At 68.5% G+C, this 22,462-nt stretch carries 24 protein-coding genes; 11 read left to right on the top strand and 13 right to left on the bottom strand.

Annotated elements, in window-relative coordinates:
• Window positions 1-22: 22 nt before the first annotated feature.
• The 3 genes from GQ56_RS0114550 to GQ56_RS0114540 all read right to left on the bottom strand — a co-directional run bounded on the left by GQ56_RS0114550 (window position 23) and on the right by GQ56_RS0114540 (window position 3,102).
• Window positions 23-1,003, bottom strand: coding sequence for a DMT family transporter (locus tag GQ56_RS0114550; protein ID WP_031399350.1), 981 nt, complete (start codon window positions 1,001-1,003; stop codon window positions 23-25).
• A 130-nt stretch (window positions 1,004-1,133) separates the two neighbouring features.
• A complete protein-coding gene (locus GQ56_RS0114545; RefSeq protein WP_031399349.1) occupies window positions 1,134-1,847 on the bottom strand; it encodes an NHL repeat-containing protein in 714 nt (237 codons plus the stop codon).
• A 34-nt stretch (window positions 1,848-1,881) separates the two neighbouring features.
• The gene (locus GQ56_RS0114540; RefSeq protein ID WP_031399348.1) at window positions 1,882-3,102 is read right to left on the bottom strand and encodes a hypothetical protein; all 1,221 of its coding nucleotides are present in this window, start codon (window positions 3,100-3,102) and stop codon (window positions 1,882-1,884) included.
• A gap of 113 nt (window positions 3,103-3,215) precedes the next feature.
• Between GQ56_RS0114540 and GQ56_RS45880 the strand changes: the two genes are divergently transcribed.
• The 4 genes from GQ56_RS45880 (at window position 3,216) to guaA (ending at window position 7,452) form a co-directional block, all read left to right on the top strand.
• Window positions 3,216-3,599, top strand: coding sequence for a hypothetical protein (locus tag GQ56_RS45880; RefSeq protein WP_152601759.1), 384 nt, complete (start codon window positions 3,216-3,218; stop codon window positions 3,597-3,599).
• A gap of 51 nt (window positions 3,600-3,650) precedes the next feature.
• Entirely contained in the window at window positions 3,651-5,111 is a 1,461-nt protein-coding gene (gene guaB, locus GQ56_RS0114530) for an IMP dehydrogenase (RefSeq protein ID WP_031399347.1), read from the top strand.
• Window positions 5,112-5,116: 5 nt separating this feature from the next.
• Window positions 5,117-5,716 carry a hypothetical protein gene (locus tag GQ56_RS0114525; RefSeq protein WP_031399346.1) on the top strand — a complete coding sequence of 200 codons (600 nt, stop codon included), beginning with the start codon at window positions 5,117-5,119 and terminating at the stop codon, window positions 5,714-5,716.
• 116 nt (window positions 5,717-5,832) lie between these two features.
• A complete protein-coding gene (gene guaA, locus GQ56_RS0114520) occupies window positions 5,833-7,452 on the top strand; it encodes a glutamine-hydrolyzing GMP synthase (RefSeq protein WP_031399345.1) in 1,620 nt (539 codons plus the stop codon).
• A 287-nt stretch (window positions 7,453-7,739) separates the two neighbouring features.
• Here guaA and GQ56_RS0114515 read toward each other — a convergent pair whose 3' ends face one another.
• A complete protein-coding gene (locus tag GQ56_RS0114515) occupies window positions 7,740-8,357 on the bottom strand; it encodes a 3'-5' exonuclease (protein WP_031399344.1) in 618 nt (205 codons plus the stop codon).
• Window positions 8,358-8,488: 131 nt separating this feature from the next.
• Window positions 8,489-9,142 carry a DJ-1/PfpI family protein gene (locus GQ56_RS0114510; protein WP_031399343.1) on the bottom strand — a complete coding sequence of 218 codons (654 nt, stop codon included), beginning with the start codon at window positions 9,140-9,142 and terminating at the stop codon, window positions 8,489-8,491.
• Window positions 9,143-9,249: 107 nt separating this feature from the next.
• Between GQ56_RS0114510 and GQ56_RS0114505 the strand changes: the two genes are divergently transcribed.
• Window positions 9,250-9,804 (top strand): TetR/AcrR family transcriptional regulator, encoded by a 555-nt coding sequence (locus GQ56_RS0114505; RefSeq protein WP_031399342.1) that lies wholly within the window; start codon window positions 9,250-9,252, stop codon window positions 9,802-9,804.
• 130 nt (window positions 9,805-9,934) lie between these two features.
• Here the strand turns inward: GQ56_RS0114505 and GQ56_RS0114500 are convergent, their stop codons facing one another.
• From GQ56_RS0114500 to GQ56_RS0114465, 8 genes are read right to left on the bottom strand one after another with little or no spacing between them, the layout of a single operon-like run.
• Entirely contained in the window at window positions 9,935-10,399 is a 465-nt protein-coding gene (locus tag GQ56_RS0114500) for an acetyltransferase (RefSeq protein WP_031399341.1), read from the bottom strand.
• 32 nt (window positions 10,400-10,431) lie between these two features.
• A complete protein-coding gene (locus tag GQ56_RS0114495; protein WP_031399340.1) occupies window positions 10,432-10,926 on the bottom strand; it encodes an NUDIX hydrolase in 495 nt (164 codons plus the stop codon).
• Between the two features lie 49 nt (window positions 10,927-10,975).
• Window positions 10,976-12,013 (bottom strand): NAD(P)-dependent oxidoreductase, encoded by a 1,038-nt coding sequence (locus GQ56_RS0114490; protein WP_407638590.1) that lies wholly within the window; start codon window positions 12,011-12,013, stop codon window positions 10,976-10,978.
• Complete coding sequence (locus tag GQ56_RS0114485; RefSeq protein WP_031399338.1) at window positions 11,958-12,245, bottom strand: gamma-butyrobetaine hydroxylase-like domain-containing protein; 288 nt, start codon at window positions 12,243-12,245, stop codon at window positions 11,958-11,960. Before GQ56_RS0114485 ends, GQ56_RS0114490 begins: the two co-directional genes overlap by 56 nt.
• Window positions 12,242-13,237 carry a HEAT repeat domain-containing protein gene (locus GQ56_RS0114480; protein WP_031399337.1) on the bottom strand — a complete coding sequence of 332 codons (996 nt, stop codon included), beginning with the start codon at window positions 13,235-13,237 and terminating at the stop codon, window positions 12,242-12,244. The genes GQ56_RS0114485 and GQ56_RS0114480 overlap by 4 nt, the downstream gene beginning before the upstream one ends.
• 31 nt (window positions 13,238-13,268) lie before the next feature.
• The gene (locus GQ56_RS0114475; protein ID WP_006764074.1) at window positions 13,269-13,514 is read right to left on the bottom strand and encodes a 4Fe-4S dicluster domain-containing protein; all 246 of its coding nucleotides are present in this window, start codon (window positions 13,512-13,514) and stop codon (window positions 13,269-13,271) included.
• A gap of 11 nt (window positions 13,515-13,525) precedes the next feature.
• Entirely contained in the window at window positions 13,526-15,265 is a 1,740-nt protein-coding gene (locus tag GQ56_RS0114470; RefSeq protein WP_031399336.1) for a fumarate reductase/succinate dehydrogenase flavoprotein subunit, read from the bottom strand.
• Window positions 15,262-16,032, bottom strand: coding sequence for a GntR family transcriptional regulator (locus GQ56_RS0114465; protein ID WP_031399335.1), 771 nt, complete (start codon window positions 16,030-16,032; stop codon window positions 15,262-15,264). The genes GQ56_RS0114470 and GQ56_RS0114465 overlap by 4 nt, the downstream gene beginning before the upstream one ends.
• A 270-nt stretch (window positions 16,033-16,302) precedes the next feature.
• Here GQ56_RS0114465 and GQ56_RS0114460 point away from each other — a divergent pair, with 270 nt between their 5' ends.
• The 6 genes from GQ56_RS0114460 to GQ56_RS0114435 all read left to right on the top strand — a co-directional run bounded on the left by GQ56_RS0114460 (window position 16,303) and on the right by GQ56_RS0114435 (window position 22,452).
• Window positions 16,303-17,514 carry an MFS transporter gene (locus GQ56_RS0114460; protein ID WP_031399334.1) on the top strand — a complete coding sequence of 404 codons (1,212 nt, stop codon included), beginning with the start codon at window positions 16,303-16,305 and terminating at the stop codon, window positions 17,512-17,514.
• A gap of 262 nt (window positions 17,515-17,776) precedes the next feature.
• Window positions 17,777-18,178 (top strand): DnaJ family domain-containing protein, encoded by a 402-nt coding sequence (locus tag GQ56_RS0114455; RefSeq protein WP_031399333.1) that lies wholly within the window; start codon window positions 17,777-17,779, stop codon window positions 18,176-18,178.
• The gene (tadA, locus tag GQ56_RS0114450) at window positions 18,175-18,759 is read left to right on the top strand and encodes a tRNA adenosine(34) deaminase TadA (RefSeq protein ID WP_031399332.1); all 585 of its coding nucleotides are present in this window, start codon (window positions 18,175-18,177) and stop codon (window positions 18,757-18,759) included. The genes GQ56_RS0114455 and tadA overlap by 4 nt, the downstream gene beginning before the upstream one ends.
• Before the next feature lie 108 nt (window positions 18,760-18,867).
• Window positions 18,868-19,806, top strand: coding sequence for a muramoyltetrapeptide carboxypeptidase (ldcA, locus tag GQ56_RS0114445; RefSeq protein WP_031399331.1), 939 nt, complete (start codon window positions 18,868-18,870; stop codon window positions 19,804-19,806).
• A gap of 307 nt (window positions 19,807-20,113) precedes the next feature.
• Window positions 20,114-20,818 (top strand): GntR family transcriptional regulator, encoded by a 705-nt coding sequence (locus tag GQ56_RS0114440; RefSeq protein ID WP_031399330.1) that lies wholly within the window; start codon window positions 20,114-20,116, stop codon window positions 20,816-20,818.
• 149 nt (window positions 20,819-20,967) lie between these two features.
• Entirely contained in the window at window positions 20,968-22,452 is a 1,485-nt protein-coding gene (locus GQ56_RS0114435) for an NCS1 family nucleobase:cation symporter-1 (protein ID WP_031399329.1), read from the top strand.
• The last annotated feature ends 10 nt before the right edge of the window (window positions 22,453-22,462 follow it).

Genomic DNA, 22,462 nt, shown 5'->3' with positions numbered 1-22,462 from the left:
GTCTGACCAGATGCGGCTGCGCTCAGTGCGCCGCGGCGTTCGCGCCGGGCGTCGCGTCCGGCGTATTGCCGCCCGAGGGCATGTTGCCGTGCCGGCGCACCGAGCCGTACACCCCCGCGAGCAGCAGCACGAGCGCGGCGATCTCGAGCGCATGCGGCATCCGCCGGTCGTACGCGAACGCGTAAAGCATTGCGAAAACGGTCTCGAACACGATCAGCTGGCCCGACAGCGTCAGCGGCAGCCGCTTCGACGCGGCATTCCACAGCCCGTTGCCGAGCCATGACGCACCGATCGCGAGCACGAGGTTCAGCAGCCAGAACAGGTGCCAGCGCGCCGCCGGGACGGCCGCCTGCACCGTGCCGGCCGGCAGCGCGAGGATCGCGATCCAGACGAGCCCGCCGATCAGGCCGGTCACGACGCCCCACAGCACCGACCACTCGTTGCCGCCGAAACGATGATGGCGCTGCAGATAGCGGGCGTTCGCGATCGCATACCAGGTCCAGCTTGCGAGCGCGCCCGCCGCGCACCCGATGCCCGCGAGCTTCTCGCCGAGCGTCGTCGCTTGCGCGGCCTCGGACGTGAACAGGTCGACGTTGATGCAGACGATGCCCGCGATCACCAGCGCGAGCGGCGCGGCGAGGCGTCGCAGCGGTACGGCGCCGTGATCGCCGAGGCCCGCGAGCGTGACCGTGACGGGCAGCACGCCGACGATCAGCGAGCTGGGCGCGATGCCGATCAGGTGTACGGCGCCGGACAGCAGCATGTAGTACGCCACGTTGCCGACGACGGCGAGCTTCACGAGGGCGACGAGATCGTCGCGGGTCAGCCGCGCGAGCAGCGAACGGGCGGCCGGCAGCGCGGCCGCGAGCGACACGAGGCCGTACATCGCGTAGCGGCCGGCGCTCAGCAGCAGCGGCGAGAAGTCGGTCAGCAGCCGCGGAACGAGAAACACCATGCCCCACAGGGCGCCTGCCAGGACTCCATAAACCACACCGCGCTGCATCGACCGCTCCGAACACGTGACTGACGAGCGCACATCCTAGCGACGCCGGCCGGGCTTCGTCTTGTTCATTCCTGCACTCGGGGCGGGGCCTGGGGCGACGAGGCGGCGGTACCGCGAGATGCCTCTGCGGTCACGGCCAGGTACGGCTGCGATCCGCGGCGGGGCGATCGTCCGCCTGACCGGGCGTTGCGTCGGCGCCGTCGCCCGATGCGCGTGCCGGGCGCCGCACGGCGCGCAGCTTGCCGCTGTTGCCGCCGCCGCAGTAGAAACAGTCGCGGCCGTCGGATTCGAGCCCCGATACGCCGACGCCGGGCGGCATGTCGACCTGTTCCAGCACCTGGCCGGTGAGCGGATCGACATGGCGCAACGTGCTCTGGTCGGCTTCCCAGGTGCCGTGCCACAGCTCGCCGTCGACCCACGTCACGCCGGTGACGAAGCGGTTCGATTCGATCGTGCGCAGCACCGCGCCCGATTGCGGATCCACCTGATGAATCTTGCGTTCGCGGTACTGGCCGACCCACAGCGTGCCTTCGGCCCACGCGAGCCCCGAGTTGCCGCCGCCGCCGGGGGCCGGGATCGTCGCGAGCACGCGGCCCGATTCGGGGTCGATCTTCTCGATGCGATCCTCGACGATCTGGAACAGGTGGCGGCCGTCGAACGCCGTGCCCGCGTGCGCGGCGACGTCGAGCGAGCGGACGGTCGTGCCGCGCTCCGGGTCGAGCGCGTTCAGCTTGTCGCCGGACGCGTACCACACGTGCCGCCCGTCGAACGTGACGCCGTGCACGCCGTCGACACCCGGAAACGGGCCATATTCGCGAATGATGTCTGCATGTGAGCGTTTCATGTTCGTCACCTCGTCGTCGATCGGTGACGTCATCCTAATCGTCCGGCAGCGGAGCGGGGAGTAACAAGGTCGTCGCGAATCCGGGCAGCGGCGGCGTCGTCCAGCGGCGCGCTCGGCCGCGGCCGAGCGCCTGCACCTTGCCCGCCCCGGCGAGCGCGTCGAGCGCGCGCTGTGCGGTGCGCTGGCTCGTGCCGAGCGCGAGCGCCAGCGCGGAACTCGACCATGCTTCGCCGTCGGCGAGGAGCGCAAGCATGGCCGCGTGGCGATCGTCGGCCGGCCGTGCGAGGACGACGGTTTCGCGTACGCCGAGCGGTTCGAGCGCAAAGCCGCGCGGCGTCGCGACAATGTTCGCGAGCGGCCGCAACACCGCGCGCAGCCGGCCGATCTCGACGCGCAGGCGCGCACGATGCGAGGCGTCGGCATGTTTCGCGCGGAACGCGGCAGCAACGAGCGCATTGCGCGACACGTCGGCCGGCCATGCCTCGCCGAGCGCGCGGGCGAGCATGAACAGCACGGGCCGACGCGCGAGCGACACGGTCGTGCGGGCATCGCGCACCGTGTGGCGGCATGCATCGACGACGAGCGTGTTCGACGCGAACAGCGTCTCGACTTCGTCGAGCTGCACGAGCCGCGACGTGCCGCGCACGACGAGTTGCGCGGCGGGTGCGTCGAGCACGCGCGCCGCCGTGTCGACCTCGGCCGTCAGCGCGGCGATGCCGGCGTCGCGGGCGGCCGCGCGCGCCCGGGCGAGCGCTTCGCGGGCCGCGCGCGTACGGATGCGGCGCATCGCGATGCCGGCCGCGATCAGTGCGTGGGTGGCGCGTGATGCGGCCGGCAGCGGTGCGGGGTCGAGATTGGCGAGCAGCTGCTCGGCCTCGTCGAGGCGGCCGGTCAGCAGCAGCCGGCGTACGCCGAGATAGCGCGCATGTGCTGCGTTCGCGCGATCGCCGTGTGCGTCGAGCGTCGCGCAAGCCGCATCGAGCGCGTGTGCCGGCCAGCGAAGGTCGCGCGATGCGAGCGCGATCTCGGCTTCCGCGACGACGCAGCGCGCACGCGCTACCGCTTCCTTCGCGCCGAAGGCGCGCGCCGCGTCGCGTACGAGCGCGCGCGCCCGTTCGAAATCGCCGAGCTGCGCCATCGCGATACCGCGCAGCGCGAGCGCCGGCGCATCGTCGCGCAACGCGACACGGTTCAGTGCGCCGAGCGCGTCACCGGCCGCGAGCGCGCGCGCGGCCGCCGTGATCAGCGAATCCATCCGAATTCCGCCACTCTTGTCACTCCCTGCGGCCGATGTCCGGCCCTAATCTAGCACCACCCGCACGGCCTCGTAAGCGGTGCCCGGACATCCTTTGGAAGGAGGTGGCCGGCATGACGATTCGTCTCACTACAGGACGCGCGACGCATGGCTGGTCGCGTGCCGCTCGACGCGAAAAGGGCGCGTGCGGCACGGTGGGTGGGCGACTTCGGCGGCATGGCGCCGGCCGCGCGTTCGCGGCGTTTGCCGGCATGTGGGGCGCGATGACCATGAGGCTGACGCAGCCCACGCGGCGGCCGGCAATACCGGCCGTGCGCCGGTTTGCCCGGCGTCGCGTGGGCTGTCTGCAACAGGCGAGCCTGCCGTATCGCGGCCCGTTGCGCGAATGGTTCGATGCGGCGGTGAAACGAAAGGCGATCGAAACCGAACCGAACGGCAATCCGAACGATTCGGCCCCCGTCGGCCCGAAAACGGCTAAGCCGTTGTTCGTGTTGTGAAAATTCGCAGCGCTTCGCGTATAATTCGCTTTTGCGCCCATAGGATTTGCCATGCGTCTGATCCAAAAAGCACTCACTTTCGATGACGTGCTCCTCGTACCCGCCTTCTCCGACGTTCTCCCGCGCGACACCAGCCTCAAGACCAAGCTGACCCGCAACATCTCCCTGAACATGCCGCTCGTGTCCGCCGCCATGGATACGGTCACCGAAGGTCGCCTCGCGATCGCGATGGCGCAGCAGGGCGGGGTCGGCATCGTCCACAAGAACCTCACGCCGGCCGAGCAGGCTCGCGAGGTCGCGAAGGTCAAGCGCTTCGAATCGGGCGTCGTCCGCGATCCGATCACGGTGCCGCCGCAGATGAAGGTGCGCGACGTGATCGCGCTGTCGCGCCAGCATGGCATTTCGGGCTTCCCGGTCGTCGAGGGCCCGCAGCTCGTCGGCATCGTCACGAACCGCGACCTGCGTTTCGAAACGCGTCTCGACGAGCCGGTCAAGTCGATCATGACGCCGCGCGAGCGCCTCGTCACGGTCAAGGAAGGCACGCCGCTCGCCGAAGCGAAGGCGCTGATGCACAGCCACCGTCTCGAACGCGTGCTGGTCGTCAACGACGCGTTCGAACTGCGTGGCCTGATGACCGTCAAGGACATCACGAAGCAGACCGAGCACCCGGACGCCTGCAAGGACGAACACGGCAAGCTGCGCGCAGGCGCGGCGGTCGGCGTCGGCCCCGACAACGAAGAGCGCGTCGAGCTGCTCGTGCAGGCCGGCGTCGACGTGATCGTCGTCGACACCGCGCACGGCCACAGCAAGGGCGTGCTCGAGCGGGTCCGCTGGGTCAAGCAGAATTTCCCGCACGTCGAGGTGATCGGCGGCAACATCGCGACGGCCTCCGCCGCGAAGGCGCTCGTCGAATACGGCGCGGACGCGGTCAAGGTCGGTATCGGCCCGGGCTCGATCTGCACGACGCGTATCGTCGCGGGTGTCGGCGTGCCGCAGATCAGCGCGATCGCGAACGTCGCGGAAGCGCTGAAGGGCACGGGCGTGCCGTGCATCGCCGACGGCGGCGTGCGCTTCTCGGGCGACGTGTCGAAGGCCCTTGCGGCCGGCGCGAACGCGGTGATGATGGGCAGCATGTTCGCGGGCACCGAAGAGGCGCCGGGCGACGTGTTCCTGTACCAGGGCCGCCAGTACAAGTCGTATCGCGGCATGGGCTCGGTCGGTGCGATGAAGGACGGCGCGGCAGACCGCTACTTCCAGGACAACTCGGCGAACATCGACAAGCTCGTGCCGGAAGGCATCGAAGGCCGCGTCGCGTACAAGGGCTCGGTCAACGCGATCCTGTTCCAGCTGGTCGGCGGCGTGCGCGCCAGCATGGGCTACTGCGGCTGCCGCACGATCGACGAGCTGCACGACAAGGCCGAATTCGTCCAGATCACTGCCGCGGGCATGCGCGAGTCGCACGTGCACGACGTGCAGATCACGAAGGAAGCGCCGAACTACCACGTGGACTGATCGCGATGAAACCGCTGCTGCGAGCCGTGCTGATCGTCGATGCCGTGCTGCTGCTGGCGTTCGGCGTGCTGTTCGTGCTGACGCCCTGGCAGTCGCTCTTCAACGCGCTGCAGCTCGCGAACGTCCAGCCGGCGATGCTCGGCCAGGCGTTCGGCATCGCGTTGCTCGGGCTCGCGTGGCTCGCGTTTCATGCAGCGTTCAACGGCGATCTCACGGCGCCCGTCGCGCGGTCGGTCGGCCACGTGTACTGGCTGACCGGCGCGCTGACGATCGTCTGGTCGATCGGCACCGGCAGCGGCCCGGCGCTCGCGGCCGCCGGCAGGGTGCTGTCGGCCGTGGCCGGCGTCGCGCTGATCGTGCTCGGCCTCGGCGGCGTGCGGCTCGCTTCGGCCGTGCGCCGGCGCGAAAAGGCGCAGGCGCTCGAGGCGCGCGCACCGGCGGCGCGTCCGGCCGAGCCCGCGATGGCGACGGCCGCCTCGTCCGGGGCGCCGCGCGCCGAACCCGTCGTCAGCCGTCCCGCGGCGGCCGCCGCACCGTCGCCGGCCGCATCCGGCTCGTCGTCAGGCACCGTCGCACTCGACGAGCGCCCGCCGATGCAGGATTGACCGACCATGCGTCGCGCGAGCCGCCTTCCGCCCGACGCCGCTGTCCATGCTATTGACGCAGCGCATGATGCAAATGATGCGCTGCTTTTCTTTTTCTCTTCTTCCCGTCCGCAGCCATGCACGACAAAATCCTGATTCTCGACTTCGGTTCGCAAGTCACCCAACTGATTGCGCGACGTGTGCGCGAAGCGCATGTCTACTGCGAAATCCATCCGAACGATGTGTCCGACGACTTCGTCCGCGAGTTCGCGCCGAAGGCGGTGATCCTGTCGGGCAGCCACGCGAGCACGTACGAAGACCACCAGCTGCGCGCGCCGCAGGCCGTGTGGGATCTCGGCGTGCCGGTGCTCGGCATTTGCTACGGCATGCAGACGATGGCCGTGCAGCTCGGCGGCAAGGTCGAGTGGAGCGACCATCGCGAATTCGGTTACGCGGAAATGCGCGCGCACGGCCATACGCGCCTGCTCGACGGCATCGAGGATTTCACGACGTCCGAAGGCCACGGGATGCTGAAGGTCTGGATGAGCCACGGCGACAAGGTTGCCGAGCTGCCGCCGGGCTTCGTGCTGATGGCGTCGACGCCGAGCTGCCCGATCGCCGGCATGGCCGACGAGGCGCGCGGCTATTACGCGGTGCAGTTCCACCCGGAAGTCACGCACACGGTGAAGGGCCGCCAGATCATCGAACGCTTCGTGCTGCAGATCGCCGGTGCGAAGCCCGACTGGATCATGAGCAACCACATCGAGGAAGCCGTCGCGAAGATCCGCGAGCAGGTTGGTGACGAGGAAGTGATTCTCGGCCTGTCGGGCGGGGTCGACTCGAGTGTCGCGGCCGCGCTGATCCATCGCGCGATCGGCGACCAGCTCACCTGCGTGTTCGTCGACCACGGCCTGCTGCGCCTGAACGAAGGCAAGATGGTGCTCGACATGTTCGAGGGCCGCCTGCACGCGAAGGTCGTGCACGTCGATGCGTCCGACCAGTTCCTCGGCCACCTGGCCGGCGTGACCGATCCGGAAGCGAAGCGCAAGATCATCGGCCGCGAGTTCGTCGAGGTGTTCCAGGCCGAGGCGAAGAAGCTGGCGAAGGCGAAGTGGCTCGCGCAGGGCACGATCTATCCGGACGTGGTCGAATCGGGCGGCACGAAGACCAAGAAGGCGACGACGATCAAGAGCCACCACAACGTCGGCGGCCTGCCGGAAACGCTCGGCCTGAAGCTGCTCGAACCGCTGCGCGACCTGTTCAAGGACGAGGTGCGCGAGCTGGGCGTCGCGCTCGGCCTGCCGCCGGAGATGGTGTACCGCCATCCGTTCCCGGGCCCGGGCCTCGGCGTGCGGATCCTCGGCGAAGTGAAGCGCGAGTTCGCGGACCTGCTGCGCCGCGCGGACGCGATCTTCATCGAGGAACTGCGCAACACGACCGCGACCGCGCAGGATGCGGCCGCCGGCCTGTGCGGCGAGGGCGACGTCGGCAAGAGCTGGTACGACCTGACGAGCCAGGCATTCGCGGTGTTCCTGCCGGTGAAGTCGGTAGGCGTGATGGGCGACGGCCGCACGTACGACTACGTGACGTCGCTGCGCGCGGTGCAGACGACCGACTTCATGACCGCGCACTGGGCGCATCTGCCGTACGCGCTGCTGGGCCGCGCGTCGAACCGGATCATCAACGAGGTGCGCGGGATCAACCGGGTCGTGTACGACATCTCGGGGAAGCCGCCGGCGACGATTGAGTGGGAATAAACAATCCCGCTGAATCGACGTTCGATCCCGCTTTCGTCCTGGCGCATGGGCTGAAGCCATGCCGGTTCGAAAGCGGATGTCGGGTCCGGTGAACTTGCCGGCCCGACGGGATCTGGACAACCGGGACAGGAAACGGCCTGGCGATCGCCAGGCCGTTTTGCGTTAACGCTTGGCCCGGGTCATCCAACCTGGTGCGGCATGCGTCACGCAGCCATCCCTTGCCCGGGTTCGTCCGACGGCTCCCGGTGGCTTCTGACACCACCCGGTAGCCCCCGTCGATCCATTTCTCACCCGTTCGAACACCCCAGTGAACGCAAGTACATCGGCACTTTCGCCTTCGCCGTCGTCTGGACACGTGCCATCAGCGCGTGATCGATACGATCGAGTCCATACGTCCGCGCAATATCGTGCTGCAACCGGCACCACAGATGGCCGGCCATCTCCGCGTCGACCATCGCCCGGTGCGCGCGGCCCGACCGGGGCAGCCGCAGCATCTCCACCAGGCTTGACAACCGGTGACTCTGGGCGTCCGGGTAAATGCGTCTCGCCACCAGCATCGTGCAGGCAAACGCATGCTCGGCCGGCATGCCGAGCATCCCGAGTTCCGCCTGCCAGAAGCGTTTGTCGAAACCGGCGTTGTGCGCGACGACGGCATGCTTGCCGACGAAGGCCGCCGCTTCCCTCATGACTGTCGACGCAGGGGGCGCCGATGCAATCATGTCGTTCGTGATGCCGGTCAGTGCGACGACATCCGACGGTATGCGCCTGCCCGCATTCATCAGGCTCTGGAAGCGGTCGACGATTTGCCCGTCACGCAGCAGGATGACGGCGATTTCGGTCGCCCGGTCGCCGAGATTCGGCGAAAGGCCGGTGGTTTCGAAGTCCAGTACTGCAACGGTTTGCATGGTCGAATCCTGTTGCTTCACGCGGTGTCGTTCAGAGTGGCCGAGAGGGTAGCATCTTCCGGCCCGCGACAGCCGCGTTCAGCCCTGGAAACGACCGTCCCGTACGATCGACGCGAACCCGGCCGACTGCTTCACGCCGCCCGCCCGCGCCCGTCTTCAACCATCCGGATCGCGCCGGCGGTTCCGCCCGTTCCCTGCCTGATGCTGAATTCGATCAGGTCTTCGCAAATCTCCCGCTGCCCGGCCGGCAGCACCGGCAGCAGCGTTTCGCGCCGCTTGTCCGCATCGAACATCGATTCCACCAGCCATCCCGCCAGATAGATTGACGCGAGGCATCCGCCCGCGGTCGCGACGTTGCCGTGACAGACGAGCGGCTGGTCCATCACATGCAGGCCGAGTGCCTGCAAACCCTTGCGCGCCTCCGGGTGCGTGGTGGCGCGGCGCTCCGGCAGCAGCCCGAGCCGTTCGAGGATGAAGGCGCCGCCGCAGATCGACCCGACGAGCTGGCGCGCAGGATCGAGGTCGAACGACGGCAGGAAATTGGGATGGGCGAGCGCGGCCGGCACCCCGTCCTTGCCGCTCGAAAACAGGACCGCGTCGGCATGGTTGGCTTCGGCGAGCGGCCCATGCGTGGCGATGGCCAGGCCATGGGCGGAATGCAGCACCGGCTGCGCGCCGAGAATCCGCACGCGCCAGTCCGTGCCGTTGCGGCCGAGGATGTCCCACATCAGGAACAGGTCGACGTCGGTGAAGCGATCGAATGCAACGAGAGCGATGTCTTTCAAGGCGGACTCCGTGAGTAGTGGCGCGCAGCGGGGAGCGGCGACGCCGTGATAGAGTTCGCAGCCTATCTGTCCATGCCGCACCATACACAGCCTGTATGGCGATGCCGATGAGCACACTGACTCGAGACGACTGGATCGCAGCGGGCTTCGACGCCCTCGACGGGGAAGGCTACACGGGCATTTCAGCCGAGAGCCTCGCGCGACGGCTGAACGTGACCCGCGGGTCGTTCTATCACCACTTCCGCAATCGCGAGGACTTCGTCCGGACGCTGCTGAGCGTGTGGGAGGACGACTACACCGCGCGCATGCTCGCGTATGCTGCGGGCGGCCGCGGTGCCGGCGATACGCTGGCGCGCTACCTGCGCATCGCCGCGGAAAAGCGGCCGGGGCGTGAAGTCGCGATTCGCGCGTGGGCGCTGCACGATCCGCTGGTCGCGGCATTCCAGCAGCGCGTCGATGCGGCGCGGCTCGCGTTTGCCGTCGAGACGTCGCGCCGGCTGGTGCGTACCTCGGGCGAGGCCGAGATCGTCGGGCAGGCCGTGCACTTGTGCCTGATCGGCGGGCAGCAGGCCGGGCTGCGGCGCGATGCCGACCGGTTCAACGGCTTCATGCTGAGCGCGGCTGCCATGGTCGAGCGGGTGTTCCCGAAACGTCGGGGGTGACGCGTCACGCGGCCGCGCGTCGGTGTGCGCGCCGCGTGCCGCGTTTGCGTAGCGAATTGCCCATCGGATGCTTGCATGCGTGCCCGTGACGGACGACGGGCAGGGCGGCCCGATAGCGCGTCGGCCGCGGTTACGGGTGTTCCGGCGAGGATGGGCGTGCCGCGCGATGGCGCAAGTGAATCAGCGGATAGGCCCGCCCCTGTCCGTCGAGCGCCGAGCGTCCGCAACGCTCGAATCCGAGCCGTTCGTAGAATCCCGTGGCCGCTTCATTCTGCTCGTTGACGTCGGTCGACAGGCCGGGATGACGCCTGAGCGCCTCTTCCACAAGGAATCGCCCGACACCCGCGCCGTGATGAGCGGGATCGACGAACAGCGCTTCCATGTGGCCGCCGTCGAGCAGCATGAAGCCGATCGTGCGCCCGCCATCGTCGATGGCGAGATCGAGCGGCGCACCGGGCAGGAATGCCACGACTTCGGATTCGATCGCGCGACGGTCGTCGTCGCTCAGGAAGCGATGGGTGGCGTCGACGGCGTCGCGCCAGATGTCCAGCACGCGTGTCGCGTCGGCCGGGGTGGATTGCCGGAGAGTGATCATGGTTTGCAGGGGCGTGATGTGGCGTTCGACGGTCAGTCGGTAAGGTGGTGACGCGGTGCGTCGCCAACGCACATCGCACGCTGGATCGCCCGTTGCGCGACATCGCGAACGCCCGCGCTCATCGGCAAGTCGTCGCGATCGAGTTCGGCGACGGCGAACCAGCGCGCGTCGAGCGCATCGTCATCGGCCGCGGGCGTGCCGTGCAGCCATCTGCACAGCACCGCGACCATGACGTAATGCTGGCGCACGGTGCCGTCGGCATCGTAATCGAAGGCATCCAGCGCGGTAAAGGTGTCGAGCGCCTCGACGTCGACGGTCGTTTCCTCGGCGATCTCGCGCACGACCGCATCCGCGATCGACTCGCCCGGTTCGATCTTGCCGCCGGGGAAGCCCCAGCAGCCCGCGTCGGGCGGATTCGCGCGGCGTACCAGCAGCACGTCGCGTTCGCGCAGGACGATGCCGATCACGGCGGGGACGGGGCGCACGAGCGAAGCGGCGCCGGATGCGGCACGCGGGGATCCTGACATGGCCATGCCTACGCGCCGGTGCGGACGAATGCGGGGGCGGGCGGGCGACTCATCGGAGGCTCCCGGTGCGTTGCTCGATCGCGTGGATCACGGCGACCATGTCGTCCGATCCGTGTCCGGCCCGCTCGGTCTCGCCGTACAGCGCGTGGCAGATGTCGAGCAGTGGCGACGCGATGCCGATCTCGCGGGCGGATTCGGCGACGAGGCGCGCATTCTTCAGCACGTCGGTGATCGCGGCTTGCACCGAGAAATCCGCCGTGACGAGCTTGCCGAGCTTCACGCGCGACACGTCGCTCGCCATCGGGCCGGCGTTCAGCACATCGGCGAAGCGGGCGAGATCGATGCCGTGGCGCTGCGCGAAATGCGTGGCTTCGGTCAGGCCGGTGACCATCGTGATCAGGAACAGGTTCACGGCGAGCTTCATCGTGAGTGCCGAGGGCACGTCGCCGCACACGAAGCTGTCGCGGCACAGCGGCTTCACGAGCGGGCGGACGGCGTCGACGTCGTCCGGCGCACCGGCGAGCATCACGACGAGCTGACCGGCTTCGGCCGGCTTGCGCGATCCCGACACGGGCGCCTCGACGTAGCGGCCCGACGCGGCGGCGATGTCATCGGCCAGCGCGCGCGAATAGCCGGGCGCGTTTGTGCCCATGTTCACGATGGTGTGCCCGCCGACGCGGGCGGCGAAACCGGCGGTGCCGCGCGCGAGAACGGCGTCGATCGCCGCATCGTTCGCAAGCATCAGGATCACGGTGCGGCAGGCGGCGAATACGTCGTCGACGTGTTCGGCCACGCGCGCGCCGGCGTCGCGCAGCGCGTCGTCGCTGCCGTGCGACCGGCTCCACACGACGAGCGGCGTGCCGGCCCGTGCGAGATTGAGCGCCATCGGCGTGCCCATCACGCCGAGGCCGATGAATCCGACTTCGCTTTGCATGTTCTGGCTCCCACGGTGGGTGGAGACGATCGTGGGCGTCAGTATCGCAGCGTTTCGGTGCGCCTGCCATTGCGCCGGCGCGGCTGCGGGCGGTGCGTCAGCGTGACGGCCGCATGCCTGCCAGATACGGCCACGGAAAGATGCCGCGCGCATGGCCGTCGCCGAACACGAGACGGATGCCGTAGCCGGCCGCTTCGACGCCGTCCAGCGTCAGATCGGGCCGCGCATCGACGCGACCGCCGTCGCGCCGGATCCTGCGGCATTCCGCGCATGGGCAATCGCGGCGCAACTGCGCGTAGCCGATAAGCTGCGTGTCGCCGTCGGGCCAGCGCAGCGTCAGCGCGCGTGCCCGATGATCGACGGCGATTTCGGTCGGCGCGATCATCGCGACGCCTCGTCGATTTGCCGGATGGCGATCCTGACGGCCTTGCGCACCTCGGGGTCGCGATCTTCAAGTGCATCGTGCAGTGCGGGCAGTATCGTGCGCTCGCGCAATTCGCCGAGCGCCAGCGCGGCTTCCTTGCGGAGATTGCCGATCGCATGCGACAGCAGCGCGACGAGGGCCGGCGCGGCCGCCGCATCGCGCAGTTGCCCGAGCGCGCGTGCGGCACGCAGGCGCACCTGCCAGTACTCGTCGCCGAGCGCGGCGACGAGCGGCGCGCGCGCGTGCGCGACGCGCAGCTTGCCGAGCGTGGTGGCCGCTTCCTCGCGCACCTGCCACGCGTGGTCGCGCAGCGCGGCGAGCAGCGCATCGACGACGGTCGCGTCGCCGGGCGTCGCGAATCCGATCGCGCCGACCGCGGCGCGCCGCACGTCCGCATCGGCATCGTCCGTTGCGGCGCGTGCGAGCGGCGGCAGCGCGCGCGCATCCTTGAGCCACCCGAGCACCGCGACGGCTTCGGCACGCACGGCAGGAAGCGCGGCGTCGAGCGCATGCAGCGCGGGCGGGAACGCGGCGGGGTCGCGCAGTTCGCGCAGTCCGCGCAGCACGGCGCAGCGCACGAACGGCTCGGGCCGCGCGGCCCAGCGGCACAGGACGGCGCCCGATTCGGTCTCCTTCAGTTCGGACAGGCTCTGCGCGGCGGCGGCGCGTACCGCGTCGTCCGCATCGAGCAGCGCGCCGCATAGAGCGTCGACGACGTCGGGCTGTTCCCACGCGCCGAGCAGCCGGGCGGCCTCGCCGCGGACGTCGGGCGACGGATCGGCGCGCAGCGCGGCGATGAACGCGGACACGAAGCCGGGATCCTCGAGATCCGCGAGTTCGAAGAGGGCGAGGCGGCGCACGGATGCATCGGGCGCGGCGAGGCGGGTCATGAGCGCATCGTCGTCGGAGGAATCCGCGCGGGGCGACGGGGAAGGGAAGGCGGTGGCAGTCATGGGCGGTGGGCGAGCGCGACGAGGATCGGGGTCAGCGGAGCAGATAAGGGATGTCGACCTTGACGGCGCCGGTCGGGCAGTCGCGCTCGCACGGCATGCAGTACCAGCATTCGTCGAACTGCATGTAGGCCTTGCCCTTGGTCACGTCGATCGCGAGCAGGTCGAGCGGGCACACGTCGACGCAGACGGTGCAGCCCTTGTCGGCGATGCAGCGTTCCTCGTCGATCGTCACGGGCGCGCTGCTGCGCAGGAAGATGTCGTGCGGGGTATGCGGCACGGTGGAACTCCTCAGAGGGCGGCCGCGGGCGCGGCCGGTTCGCGGATGCGCAGATGCGCGTAGGCGCCGCGTTCGTCGTCGGCGAGCGGCACGATGTACGGTTCGACCGGCCGCTTCTCGCTGCGCATCGCACCGTCGGCGTGCTTGCGCAGCCAGGTGTGGCAGAACCAGTCGGCGTCGTTGCGGTGCGGGAAGTCGACGCGATGGTGATACAGCCCCCAGCGGCTCTCGGTACGGAACAACGACGCGCGCGCGGCCATTTCCGCGCAGTCGCGGATCGCCCGCACCTCGGCGGCGCGCATCAGCTCGTGCGGGTGATCGGCCTTGATTTGTTCGATATCCTCATAAATTGCGTCGAAGCGCTGCAAGCCGATTTCCATCTTGCGCGTCACCTTCGGCGGTTGCAGATAGTCGTTCACCATGCGACGCAGCTTGTATTCGACCTGCGCGGGGGGCAGCCCGCGCTCGCGCAGCAGCGGGGCGAGCACGCGTTCGCGCTCGGCGGCGACCTGCGCTTCATCCACCGGCGCATGGTCGCGGCCCGCCACGTAGTCGGCTGCGTTCTGTCCGGCGAACCAGCCGTACGTGAAGGCGCCGAGCATGTAGTTGTGCGGGACGGCCGCCATGTCGCCTGCCGCGTAGAGCCCCGGTACCGTCGTCTCGGCGCGTGCGTTCACGTACACGCCCGACGCACTGTGGCCGCTGCAGAACCCGATCTCGGAGATGTGCATCTCGACCATCTGGCTGCGATAGTCGGTGCCGCGCCCCGCGTGGAAGCGGCCGCGGCTCGGCCGCTCGTTCGTGTGCAGGATCTGCTCGATGGTCTGGATGGTTTCCTCGGCGAGATGGTCGAGCTTCAGGAACACGGGGCCGTTGCCGCTTTGCAGTTCCTGGTAGAACTCCCACATCATCTGGCCGCTCCAGTAGTCGCATTCGATGAAGCGCTCGCCCTTGCCGTTCGCGGTGAAACCGCCGAGGGGGCCCGTCACGTACGCGCACGCGGGGCCGTTGTAGTCCTTGATCAGCGGGTTGATCTGGAAGCATTCGAGATTCGCGAGCGCGGCGCCCGCGTGATACGCCATCGCGTAGCCGTCGCCCGCGTTGGTCGGGTTCTCGTAGGTGCCCATCAGGTAGCCCGACGCCGGCAGGCCGAGGCGGCCGGCTGCGCCGCAGCAGAGAATCACGGCCTTGGCCCGGATCACGTGGAACTCGGCGGTGCGGCAGTCGAAGCCGAGTACGCCGCTCGCGCGGCCCTGCGCGTCGGTCAGCACGCGGGTCGCGACGATCCGGTTCGTGATCGCGATGCGCGCGCGCTTCAGTTGCCGGTACAACACCTTCTTGATGTCGTGTCCCTCCGGCATCGGCAGTACGTACGAGCCCATGTGATGGACCTTCTTCACCGCGTAGTCGCCGGTGCCGTCCTTCTCGAATTTCACGCCCCAGCGGTCGAGCTGTTCGATCGTCGCGAAGCTGTGCGCCGCATACGCATACACGGCCTCCTGATCGACGATCCCGTCGTTGGCGATCGTGATCTCGCGCGTGTACTGCTCGGGTGTCGCATGCCCGGGAATCACCGCGTTGTTCAGGCCGTCCATGCCCATCGAGATCGCGCCGCTGCGCTTCACGTTGGCCTTCTCGAGAAGCAGTATGCGCAGGGACGGGTCGCGTTCCTTCGCCTTGACGGCCGCCATCGGGCCGGCCGTGCCGCCGCCGACCACGACGACGTCGTATTCGTGAACCTGGATGCTCATCGCGGTTTCCTTGCAGGTTTGCGCGCCTTCTGCCGGTCGATGCGCAGCCGGTACTGGAAGGCGTCGCCGCGGAAGTAGAGGTATTCGTAGTCGATCGGGGCGCCCGACGCGTCATGCGTGAGGCGCTCGATGCGCAGCACGGGGCTGCTTTCCTCGACGCGCAGCGCATCGACGATCTCGTCGTCGGCGAGGATCGCGTCGATCGACACGTCGGCATGGCCGAGCGCGATGCCGCAGTCGTTTTCGAGGACCAGGAAGATGTCGCGGGTCGCGAGATCGGCGCCCGCGAGGCGCTTGCCGAGCGCTTCGGGCACCCAGGTCTGTTCGAGCGATACCGGTTCGCGATTCAGCAGCCGCACGCGATGAATCTCGACGAGCGGCGCGCCTTCGGGCACGTTCAGTTTCGTCGCGAGATGGCGGTCGGCCTTGACGGTGCGGAAGCTGCGCACCTGGTTGACGATCTCGTAGCCCATCGACGACATCGCCTCGGCGAAGCCCTGCAGCGACGTCACGTTCTGGAACGCCTTCGGCTTCGACACGAACGTGCCCTTGCCGTGCAGCTTGAACAGCAGGCCTTCCTTCTGCAGGTCGCCGAGCGCCTGGCGCACCGTGATGCGGCTCACGCCGAACATCGCGCAGAGTTCGTGCTCGGAAGGCATGCGGCTGTGCGGTGCATGGGTGCCGTCGAGAATGCGCGCACGCAGCGTATCCTTGATCTGCACGTAAAGCGGGGCCGCCGACAGCGGCACGACGTTGGATGGGGGCATCGGTCAACTTGTTATGACAAGATGGCTCGAGTGTAGTCAGCGCGATCCCGTGTCCCAACCAACGATTTCTGCTTTCGACTTTCCGATTCCGGAAAAGCGGTGCGGCAGGGACAGACCGGACGGCTCGGCCGGCCATCGGGGAAATTTGCCGGTGCGTGCGTGGCGCATGTCGATTTGCCGACGCGTCGTCCGTCGTTTCCATGTCGACCGGGCAGGCGCTGCGCCGCCGCCCGGTTCCCGAGGATGGACGTGACGAATGAGGAGACCCCTATGCCCGATTCCCGATACCGCTGGGTGATCGTCGCCGCAGGCGGCCTGACGGGCTGCGTCGCGATCGGCGCGATGTTTTCGCTGCCCGTGTTCCTGCGCGCCATCGCGCGCGACACGGGCTGGTCGATGACCGGCATTTCCGGCGCGATGACGCTGGGCTTCATCGCGATGGCCTTCGCGAGCATCGGATGGGGCAGCCTGTCGGATCGCGTCGGCGCGCGGCCGGTCGTCATCGCGGGCGCGGTGCTGCTGTCGGCGAGCCTGGCGCTGGCGAGTCGCGCGACGTCGCTGCTCGCGTTCCAGCTGACCTTCGGTCTCGCCGTAGGCGGCGCGACGGCCGCGATATTCGCGCCGATGATGGCGTGCGTGACGGGCTGGTTCGATACCCACCGCAGCCTGGCGGTTTCGCTCGTATCGGCCGGCATGGGAATGGCGCCGATGACGATGGCGCCGCTGGCTGCATGGCTCGTGTCGGTGCGCGACTGGCGCACGTCGATGCTGCTGGTCGCCGCGCTGGCGGCCGTCGTGATGATCCCGGCGTCGCTGCTGGTGCGCCGTGCGCCCGCGCTTGCCGGCGCGCGCACGGCGCCTGCGCCGGCGGGGGCGCCCGCGGCGATGTCGGTCGCGGACGCATTGCGCTCGCCGCAGTTCGTCGTGCTGCTCCTGACCAACTTCCTCTGCTGCGCGACGCACTCGGGCCCGATTTTCCACACGGTCAGCTACGCCGTGACCTGCGGGATTCCGCTGATCGCCGCCGTGTCGATCTACAGCGTCGAAGGGTTCGCCGGCATGGGCGGCCGGATCGCGTTCGGGCTCCTCGGCGACCGCGTCGGCGCAAAGCGCATGCTGGTGGCGGGGCTGCTCGCGCAGGCACTCGGCGCGCTCGGCTACGCGTTCGTACACACGCTCGACGGGTTCTACGCGGTCGCGACGCTGTTCGGCTTCATCTATGCGGGCGTGATGCCGCTGTATGCGGTGCTTGCGCGCGAGAATTTTCCGCTACGGATGATGGGCACCGTGATCGGCGGCTGTGCGATGGCAGGAAGCCTCGGGATGGCCGCGGGCCCCGTCGCCGGCGGCCTGGTCGTCGACACGTTCGGCGGCTATGGCTGGCTGTACGTCGGCTCGTTCGCCGTCGGCATCGGTGCGTTCCTGATCGCGACGATGTTCCGGCCGTTCGCGACCGCGCGGCCGGACCCGGCGGCCGCGTGACCCGGCCACGGAAGCGGGGCGCTATCCGCCTCGCCGGCGCGAGCGAACCTGCATCGTCCGTGAGGAAAACCGGGCACGACATCGTTTGCGCGTGCCGATCCAGGCCCGCTGCGGCGCAGCAAGGCGGCAACAGCCTCCGATCGGCACGCATGCGCCTCGATTCGGCCCCTAAAAAGCGCAATATCGAGCATATATTCGAAGGGCCTGTCATACCCGCGTCACCCTGCTAGAATTCGGCCTGCCGCATTGTTCCGATTGACTGATGAGATTGCTTGACGCCCTGGTCGAACAACGTATCGCCGCCGCCGCCGCGCGGGGCGAGTTCGACGATTTGCCGGGTACCGGCGCGCCGCAGGCGCTGGACGACGACCTGCTCGTGCCCGAGGAGGTGCGGGTGGCCAACCGTATCCTGAAGAACGCGGGCTTCGTGCCGCCGGCCGTCGAGCAATTGCGCGCGCTGCGCAACCTGCACGACGAAGTGCAGGCGGTCAGCGACCGTGCCGCGCGTTGCCGGCTGCAGGCGAAGATCCTGGCGCTCGACATGGCGCTGGAGTCGCTGCGCGGCGGGCCGATGGTGATGCCGCGCGACTACTGCCGGCGCATCGCGGAACGCCTGTGCGAGCGCGGGCTCGACGACGTGTCCGCCGAAGCGGGGCCGATGTGACGTCCGACGCGCTGCACGATGCAGCCGCGCCGGCGGCCGTACCCGCCGCCGATTCTCCCGTTTCCGAAGCCGCGCCCGTGTCGGCGCGCGACCTGCATTTCATGCGTCTCGCGCAGGCCGCTGCCGAAGAGGCCCGCGCAGCCGGCGAGGTGCCGGTCGGCGCGGTGCTCGTGCGCGGCGACGAAGTGATCGCGCGCGGCTTCAACCATCCGATCGGCGGGCACGACCCGTCGGCCCATGCGGAAATGGCCGCGCTGCGCATGGCGGCGCAGCAGTTGCAGAATTACCGGATGCCCGGCTGCGAACTGTACGTGACGCTCGAACCGTGCCTGATGTGCGCCGGCGCGATCATGCATGCGCGCATCGCGCGGGTGGTCTACGGCGCTGCCGATCCGAAGACGGGCGCCTGTGGCAGCGTGATCGACGCGTTTGCGAATCCGCAACTCAACCATCACACCGAAGTGACCGGCGGCGTGCTCGCCGACGAGTGCGGCGCCGCGCTGAAGTCGTTCTTCGCGGAACGCCGTCGCGCGTTGCGCGAAGCGCGGCTGGCCCGCGACGCCGAATCCGGCGCGTCGTAGGCGTGCCCGCCGCGCCTGTCGCCCGGCATGAGCCGGGCGCGCGCGGCGCCGTGAACCGGAGACGGTTCGGACCCTCTAAGCAGGTTTGACGCCACGACACCTTTCGCCATGTCCTTGCAGCCCGCCGCCTCCTACACCATCCGCCTGCTGGCGCCGTCCGGCTATCCGCATGACCCCGACGCGATCAATCGCGCGCTCGAGCGCCTCAGTACCGCGCAGCAACGCATCGAGAACATCGAGGCGACGCAGCGGCGCTTCCAGCGTTTCGGCGGCACCGACGGCGAGCGGGCAGGCGACCTGAACCGCCTCGCCGATCCCGAGCGGCCGCTGCCGGACATCGCGCTCGCGGTGCGCGGCGGCTACGGCGCCGCGCGAATCCTGCACGGGCTCGACTATCGCGGGCTCGAGCGCAGGCTGCGCGACCAGCCGATCGCGCTGGTCGGCCACAGCGATTTCACGGCGATCCAGCTCGCGCTGTACGCGAAGGCGCGTATCAAGACGTTCGGCGGCCCGATGCTGTCCGCCGATTTCGGCGCGGAAACGCCGAGCGATTTCACGATGCAGCACTTCTGGCAGACGCTGACGCAGCCGACCACGACGATCGTCGCCGAAGCGCCGCAGGTGCAGGCCGTGAACGCGACGGGCACGCTGTGGGGCGGCAACCTCGCGATCCTCTCGTCGCTCGTCGGCACGCCGTACATGCCGGACATCGAGGGCGGCATCCTGTTCATCGAGGACGTCAACGAGCAGCCGTTCCGGATCGAGCGGATGATCTATCAGTTGCACCTGTCGGGGCTGCTCGCGCGCCAGCAGGCGCTCGTGCTCGGTCAGTTCACCGGTGCGCGCCCGTTCGAGTACGACAACGGTTACGACATGCAGGCGATGATCGACCAGGTGCGCTCGGTGATCGGGATTCCGGTCGTCACGGGGCTCCAGTTCGGCCATGTGCCCGACCTGCTGACGCTGCCGTTCGGCGCGCAGGCGCAACTGGTGGCGAATGCGCACGGTTTCCGGCTCACGCTGTCGGACTATCCGCATCTCGGCTGATGCAGGCGCTCTCGATCGGAAGGCGGGTTTCCCGCCTTTTTCTTTATCTTGATACGCAACTAACGGTCGAACATTTTCGCTGATCGCAATCAGGTCTCCGCGAGGTTGTGCACCATTATTGTCAACAAAATGGCCGCCAGGGTATACGACGAAAAGCGCTTCTGGCAGGCCTTTGAAGCCCGTCATGCAAGGATATGGCGCAGCTTGCACCGAATGGAGTCACACCGGTGCACGCGGATTGTGCGCAATGCTGGAAAAGAATTGTTGACAATATTTATGTCCGCCCTACGATGAGGACCATCACACGATGCAGATCATGAACGAGCCCGAATCCCATCCGTCCGGTGCGGCCAGTCCCGAAGCGATCGCCGAGCGGATCCGCACGGCGATCCTCGAACACCGGCTCGCGCCCGGCGCGAAGCTGACGGAGGCGCAGCTCTGCGACGTGTTCGGCGTGAAGCGGGGGACGATCCGCCAGGCGCTCGCGCAGCTCGCGACCGACAAGCTGGTCGATCTCGAGCCGAACCGCGGCGCGTTTGTCGCGAGCCCGACGCTGCAGGACGTGCACGAGGTGTTCGAGATGCGCCGGATCATCGAGCTTGCCGTGGTCGAGCGGCTCGCGACCGGGCCCGGCGCGAAGCGCCTGAAGGGCGTCGCCGCGCTGATCGACAAGGAACGCAAGGCGTTCGAGCGGCACGATTTCGCGGCGTGGATCCGCCTGTCGGGGGAGTTCCACACGACGCTCGCCACGCTGATGGGCAATGCGACGCTCAGCGAGTGCCTCGAGGGACTGGTCGCACGCTCGACGCTGATGTCGGCGCTGTACGAATCGCACGGGCGCAGCCCGTGCTCGTGCGACGACCACGACGATATCCTCGCCGCGCTGGAGGCGGGCGATCCGAAGCGGGCGGTGACGCTGATGGCGCACCACCTGCAGCATGTCGAACTGAAGATGCTGGACCGGCCCGCGCAAGGGCAGGTCGATTTGCGCGAAGTGTTCGGCGGCGCCTGAGCGGCGACGCGAACCCGGCCGCGCGCCACAGAACGAGCGCAATGCAGGCCCGCGGTGTCCGCCGCGGGCCGCTGGTCCGACTCCGGGCGTCCATCCGGAGCGATATCGATGACGGTGGAGCGGCCGCCCGGCCGCGTCAAGGAGAAGTCATGGCTCAGTTCAGTGTGGCGCACGACAGCGCCTATCCGGCGGAAGAAGGCGGCGAGGGCGGCGACCCGGCGCTGCCGGATGGTTACAGCAAACGTCTGTACAACGAAGATTTGGCACCCCTGAAGAATCAGACATGGGGCGCTTACAACATCTTCGCGTTCTGGATGTCGGACGTGCACAGCGTCGGCGGCTACGTGTTCGCGGGCAGCCTGTTCGCGCTCGGGCTGACGAGCTGGCAGGTGCTGATCGCGCTGATCGTCGGGATCGGCCTCGTGAACCTGCTGTGCAACCTGATCGCACGGCCGAGCCAGCAGATCGGCGTGCCGTATCCGGTCGCGTGCCGCGCGACCTTCGGCGTGCTCGGCGCGAACGTGCCGGCCGTGATCCGCGGGCTGATCGCGATCGCGTGGTACGGCATCCAGACCTATCTCGCGTCGAGCGCGCTCGTGATCGTCGTGCTGAAGTTCTTCCCGCAATGGCTGCCGTACGCGGACGTCCATCGCTACGGCTTCCTCGGGCTGTCGGCCGTGGGCTGGGCCGGCTTCATGCTGCTGTGGGTGCTGCAGGCGTTCGTGTTCTGGAACGGGATGGAGACGATCAAGAAGTTCATCGACTTCGCGGGCCCGGCCGTCTACGTCGTGATGTTCATCCTGGCGGGCTACATGGTGTGGCGCGCGGGCTGGCGCAACATCGGCATCAACCTCGGCGGCGTCAAGTATCACGGCGCGGAGGTGATCCCGGTGATGATCACGGCCGTGTCGCTGGTCGTGTCGTACTTCTCCGGGCCTATGCTGAATTTCGGCGATTTCTCGCGCTACTGCCGCTCGTTCGGCGACGTGAAGCGCGGCAACTTCTGGGGGCTGCCGGTCAACTTCCTCGCGTTCTCGCTCGTCACGGTGATCACGACGGCAGCGACGCTGCCGGTGTTCGGCGAACTCATCACCGATCCGGTCGAGACGGTCGGCCGCATCGACCATCCGACCGCGGTGATCCTCGGCGCGCTGACGTTCACGATCGCGACGATCGGCATCAACATCGTCGCGAACTTCGTGTCGCCGGCGTTCGACTTCTCGAACGTCGCGCCGCGGCTGATCAGCTGGCGCGCGGGCGGGATGTTCGCGGCCGTCGCGTCGATCTTCATCACGCCGTGGAACCTGTTCAACAACCCGGCCGTGATCCACTACACGCTCGACGTGCTCGGCGCGTTCATCGGCCCGCTGTACGGCGTGCTGATCGCCGACTTCTACTTCGTCAAGCGCGGCCGGCTCGTGCGCGACGACCTGTACACGATGTCGGACAGCGGCGCGTACTGGTACACGGGCGGCGTGAACCGCCGTGCGCTCGCCGCGCTGCTGCCGGCCGCGGTGATCGCGATCGTCTGCGTGATGGTGCCGGGCTGGCAGGGCGTCGCGAACTTCTCGTGGTTCATAGGCGTGGGGCTCGGCTTCGTGTTCTACCGGCTGCTTGCGGGCGCGAAGGCCTGAGGAGAGGGCG

The organism is Burkholderia paludis (assembly GCF_000732615.1).
Classification (GTDB): Bacteria; Pseudomonadota; Gammaproteobacteria; order Burkholderiales; family Burkholderiaceae; genus Burkholderia; species Burkholderia paludis.
Note: the sequence above shows the minus strand (reverse complement) of the source record. Positions and strands in the feature narration are given on the sequence as shown.

Coding starts and splice junctions, on each gene's coding strand:
- GQ56_RS0114465 (WP_031399335.1), bottom strand. CDS start 16,032: ATGCCCCCATCCAACGTCGTGCCGCTGTCGGCGGCCCCGCTTTACGTG.
- guaB (WP_031399347.1), top strand. CDS start 3,651: ATGCGTCTGATCCAAAAAGCACTCACTTTCGATGACGTGCTCCTCGTA.
- ldcA (WP_031399331.1), top strand. CDS start 18,868: ATGTCCTTGCAGCCCGCCGCCTCCTACACCATCCGCCTGCTGGCGCCG.
- GQ56_RS0114540 (WP_031399348.1), bottom strand. CDS start 3,102: ATGGATTCGCTGATCACGGCGGCCGCGCGCGCGCTCGCGGCCGGTGAC.
- GQ56_RS0114545 (WP_031399349.1), bottom strand. CDS start 1,847: ATGAAACGCTCACATGCAGACATCATTCGCGAATATGGCCCGTTTCCG.
- GQ56_RS0114500 (WP_031399341.1), bottom strand. CDS start 10,399: ATGATCACTCTCCGGCAATCCACCCCGGCCGACGCGACACGCGTGCTG.
- GQ56_RS0114470 (WP_031399336.1), bottom strand. CDS start 15,265: ATGAGCATCCAGGTTCACGAATACGACGTCGTCGTGGTCGGCGGCGGC.
- GQ56_RS0114490 (WP_407638590.1), bottom strand. CDS start 12,013: ATGCGCGCGGCATCTTTCCGTGGCCGTATCTGGCAGGCATGCGGCCGT.
- GQ56_RS0114440 (WP_031399330.1), top strand. CDS start 20,114: ATGCAGATCATGAACGAGCCCGAATCCCATCCGTCCGGTGCGGCCAGT.
- GQ56_RS0114515 (WP_031399344.1), bottom strand. CDS start 8,357: ATGCAAACCGTTGCAGTACTGGACTTCGAAACCACCGGCCTTTCGCCG.
- GQ56_RS0114460 (WP_031399334.1), top strand. CDS start 16,303: ATGCCCGATTCCCGATACCGCTGGGTGATCGTCGCCGCAGGCGGCCTG.
- GQ56_RS45880 (WP_152601759.1), top strand. CDS start 3,216: ATGACGATTCGTCTCACTACAGGACGCGCGACGCATGGCTGGTCGCGT.
- GQ56_RS0114435 (WP_031399329.1), top strand. CDS start 20,968: ATGGCTCAGTTCAGTGTGGCGCACGACAGCGCCTATCCGGCGGAAGAA.
- GQ56_RS0114550 (WP_031399350.1), bottom strand. CDS start 1,003: ATGCAGCGCGGTGTGGTTTATGGAGTCCTGGCAGGCGCCCTGTGGGGC.
- GQ56_RS0114480 (WP_031399337.1), bottom strand. CDS start 13,237: ATGACTGCCACCGCCTTCCCTTCCCCGTCGCCCCGCGCGGATTCCTCC.
- GQ56_RS0114505 (WP_031399342.1), top strand. CDS start 9,250: ATGAGCACACTGACTCGAGACGACTGGATCGCAGCGGGCTTCGACGCC.
- GQ56_RS0114495 (WP_031399340.1), bottom strand. CDS start 10,926: ATGTCAGGATCCCCGCGTGCCGCATCCGGCGCCGCTTCGCTCGTGCGC.
- GQ56_RS0114485 (WP_031399338.1), bottom strand. CDS start 12,245: ATGATCGCGCCGACCGAAATCGCCGTCGATCATCGGGCACGCGCGCTG.
- GQ56_RS0114455 (WP_031399333.1), top strand. CDS start 17,777: ATGAGATTGCTTGACGCCCTGGTCGAACAACGTATCGCCGCCGCCGCC.
- GQ56_RS0114525 (WP_031399346.1), top strand. CDS start 5,117: ATGAAACCGCTGCTGCGAGCCGTGCTGATCGTCGATGCCGTGCTGCTG.
- guaA (WP_031399345.1), top strand. CDS start 5,833: ATGCACGACAAAATCCTGATTCTCGACTTCGGTTCGCAAGTCACCCAA.